This window comes from Nocardia cyriacigeorgica (assembly GCF_010868145.1).
GTDB lineage: Bacteria > Actinomycetota > Actinomycetes > Mycobacteriales > Mycobacteriaceae > Nocardia > Nocardia cyriacigeorgica_D.
Map to the genome: position 1 here is coordinate 1 of NZ_JAAGUY010000053.1, position 3,698 is coordinate 3,698.

The 3,698-nt window shown below is 67.2% G+C and carries 4 protein-coding genes; all 4 read right to left on the reverse strand.

The features are described from left to right. Nucleotides 1-225 precede the first annotated feature (225 nt). On the reverse strand, nt 226-720 hold the full coding sequence (locus GV792_RS28710; RefSeq protein ID WP_163828133.1) for a hypothetical protein: 495 nt from the start codon (nt 718-720) through the stop codon (nt 226-228). 149 nt (nt 721-869) lie between these two features. Continuing rightward, the gene (locus GV792_RS28715; protein ID WP_309139165.1) at nt 870-1,682 is read right to left on the reverse strand and encodes a MerR family transcriptional regulator; all 813 of its coding nucleotides are present in this window, start codon (nt 1,680-1,682) and stop codon (nt 870-872) included. A 27-nt stretch (nt 1,683-1,709) separates the two neighbouring features. Next, nucleotides 1,710-2,216, reverse strand: a complete 507-nt coding sequence (locus tag GV792_RS28720) for a VOC family protein (RefSeq protein ID WP_163828135.1) — start codon at nt 2,214-2,216, stop codon at nt 1,710-1,712. A 46-nt stretch (nt 2,217-2,262) separates the two neighbouring features. Further along, nucleotides 2,263-3,698 (reverse strand): acyl-CoA carboxylase subunit beta (locus tag GV792_RS28725; RefSeq protein ID WP_306044046.1); only part of this gene is annotated, 1,436 nt, incomplete at its 5' end.

The window sequence follows — 3,698 nt, forward strand, 5'->3', positions numbered from 1 at the left end:
CGGTGCGGGGGTGCGGGCTCGGTCACCGCCGTTCGGCCACGAGGGTCGCGCGATACTCGTCTCGGCCGGTGGAACCGGCGGAGATCGGGCACGGCGCCAGTTCGCGGTACCGGCCTCGGCCGAGACGACCACGATCGCACGCATGCGAGGCTCGGCAGCAGCGACATCCCATGGTTTCGGCTCGGGCCGACGATCTCGCGTGCCCGCAGCGTGGCTGATCTCGTGTCAGGCAGGTGCGCCAGTGCGCAGGATGGCGAGCGCCGCATCCGTTACCAGCTCGCGCGGCAGGATCTCGCGCCGATGATCGGTGTAGCGAACCACGACAACCGCATCGCGTACGTCGACGGATTCGATCTCGTCGAATCGGCGAATGTCCATCTCGGTCTCGGTGCCCGTGGCGTAGTAGCCCTCGAAGTATCGAGCCAGGTAGGTGACGCCCGTCGCGGCACGCAGCGTCGTATTCCGCAGCGCGGGCCCCAATGGCAGCGCGACCGCCATGAACGTCATCAGCACCGACAGGAAGACCGGCAGATACAGCCCGCCCACCGGGGCAATGACCAGCCAGATCCCGAGCCAGATAACGACGAGGGCCGCCAGGACGGGCCAGCCGATCACCGACCGGAGGAAGGCCTGCACGATCTGCCGCGACATCGCGCGATCCACGACCTGCTCCAGGTCGAGCCACGGCGTCTGTGTCGCCGCCGGCTGCTTCGCCTCCATGTCATCCTCCATATCGATGCACCTCGGACCCTACCGATGCTCGAAACCTGGACAAAACGGGCGTCGGTCGATCGGACGCCTGGTGTGAGCCCGACAGCCGCGAGCGGGAAGGTTCGCCAAACCGCCTGACCGGTCCGGAGCGGCGCGGATCAAGCCCAGGTCGCGGTGTCAGGGTCGACACCGTTGGCCCGTGCATTTTCGGCGATGATGTCGTTCAGCCAGATGGTCAGCCCTGGCTCGAGACCGTCGTAGAAGGCGATGTACTCGGCGTCGGAGACATACCGGCGGCCCAGGCACACCTGCATCGCGTGGGTGCAGTCGAAGTAGGCACCGATCGACGCCCGATGACGCTCTGCCAGCGCATCTGCCTCGCAACTGCCGGGCGCTACGCCCCGGCGGAAAGCCGCGGCCAGATCGGCGTGGAGAGCGTCAACCGTGTCAGCGATCCGCTGCCACTGTTCGGGGGTGCGGTCGGCGGCCCGCTCGGCGTATTGCGCCCATTCGGCGGTGTCGCCCCAACGCTCATGAGCCTGCGCGACCCAGTCCGGCTGCCACTGGCTACCGAAGATCGCCACTTGTTCTTCGGCCGGTAGCAAGATGCCGGACTGTCTGGCTTCGATCATGCGGTCGAGCGCCGCACCCACCCGTTCCAGGTGGGCGACACGTTCGCGCAGTCGATCGCGTTGCCTGCGCAGCGACGCAGCCGCGTCGGCCGACGGTGCGTCCAGCAGGTCACCGATCTCGTTGAGCGGTACGCCCAGCTCCCGGTAGATGAGCACCCGGTGGATGCGGGCGAGGTCGACTGCGGTGTAGAGCCGGTATCCGGCGTCGGTGCGTTCCGTGGGGCTCACCAGGCCGACGGATTCCCAGTGGTGCAACGTGCGGATCGTCACGCCCACCCGCGCGGCGGCCGCACCGACGGTGACACCGTCCTCAGATTCGTGAGCGACTCGATTCGGCACACCGGCCAGTCTGACATTCACACTCGATCACTTCTCGGGCGGAGTGATTCCCTGCGCGCGCAGGTAGGCGGCCTCAGCACTGTCCGGGTCATAGGGTCGCGCCGCTGTCATGATGACCCGGAGATTCTCCGGCGTCCGGACCTCCAACTCGACCGTGTTCCACGGCATCTGCCGCGGTCCGGTGGTCGATCCGGGGACGAGCGCCGCACATGCCGCGGCGATCTGGTCGATCTGGTTCAGCACGCACGAAAAGCCGACCGTCATCATCGGCGCATCGGCCGGCCGTGAGCCCGGCACGAGCAGTACGTCCTGGAAGGCCCACCGGCGCAGGTGGGTGACCTGTCCTGGAGTGGTGAAGAAGTCGATGAATCCGAGGCCGCGGACCCAGAAGTCCACCGATGCCGCCGGATCCGGCGTCGGCACGGTGACGTACATCGGCATCGCGTAGATGCCACGGTACGGCTCCGGTGCCACGGCGTCGGGCCCGGGAATCGGAACGGGGCTGATGTCGAAAGCGGAGAAGGTGTCTGTCATGACGTCATGGTCGAGCCTTACGTAACGTCGGGGTCAAGTCGGCGGTTCAGAGTGTGCTGATCCAGCGGCGCGTATCGGCGGGATCGATGACGTCGTCGATCTCGAGCAGGGTGGCGGCGTTGAGTGCCTTGCCGTTGGCGTAGGCGAGTTCGACCAGGTTGTCGAAGGCTTCGCGGCGCTGGTCGGGATGCTCGATCGCGGCGAGTTCCTTGGCGAATCCGAGCCGCACCGCCCCCTCTAAACCCATGCCACCGATTTCTCCTGTCGGCCACGCGATCACGAACCGTGGGGCGCGGAATGAGCCTGCCGCCATCGCTTGCGCGCCGAGCCCGTACGCCTTACGCAGAATGATCGTGCCGAAGGGCACGGTGAGGGCGGCCGCATCGATGAACAACCTGGCGAAACGCGTGACCACCCCTTCCTTCTCGATATCGGGGCCGACCATGAAACCTGGTGTGTCGCAGAGGGAGACGACCGGGAGCGCGTGGGTGCCGCAGAGCCGGAGGAACGCGCTGAGCTTATCGGCGGCGGGTGCGTCGATGGCGCCGCCGAGATGATGGCAGTCGTTGGCGATCAGCCCGACGGGCCTGCCTTCCACGCGGACCAGGGCGGTCACGATGCCGACGCCCCAGTCCCGGCGCAGCTCGAGGACCGAGCCGATATCGGCGATCGCCTCGATGGCCGTGCGAATGTCGAAGGCGCGCAGCCTGTCCTCGGGAACGACGTGACGCGAGAGGCGGGGATCGGGCGCCTCCCATTCGTCGGTTGGCCCCTGGAAATACGCCAGATAGTTTCGTGCGATCGATACCGCCTCGGCCTCATCCGCCGCGACGACGTGCACGACCCCGTTGCGGCGCTGCACGTCGATGGGCCCGATGTCCTCTGGTTTGTAGACGCCGAGACCGCCGCCCTCGATCATGGCCGGGCCGCCCATGCCGATGTTCGCATCCGGGGTAGCGATGACGACATCACACATCCCCAGCAATGCCGCATTACCGGCAAAGCATCGACCGGACACGATGCCGATCAACGGGACTCGGCCCGACAACGCGCCCATCGCGCGGAAGGTGGTGACATCGAGGCCGGAGACGCCCGGGTGATCGGTGTCACCCGGCCGTCCTCCCCCACCTTCGGTGAAGAACACGACCGGCAGCGAGCGCTCGTGGGCGAGTCCGAGCATCCGGTCGGTCTTGGTGTGATTGCGCATACCTTGAGTGCCTGCGAGCACGGTGTAGTCGTAGGACATCACGACGGCTCGGGTGCGCTGCGGGCCGAATCGGTCGGCGTTGATGGTCGCCACTCCGGCGACCAGCCCGTCCGCTGGGGTGTTCGCAATGAGGTCCTCGGCGCTGCGGCGGCGGCTCTGCGCGGCGACTGCCAATCCCCCGTATTCGACGAAACTGTCGGCGTCGACGAGGTCGGCGATGTTTTCGCGGGCGGTGCGACGACGCAGCCGACGGCGCTTTGCGACGGCGTCGGGAC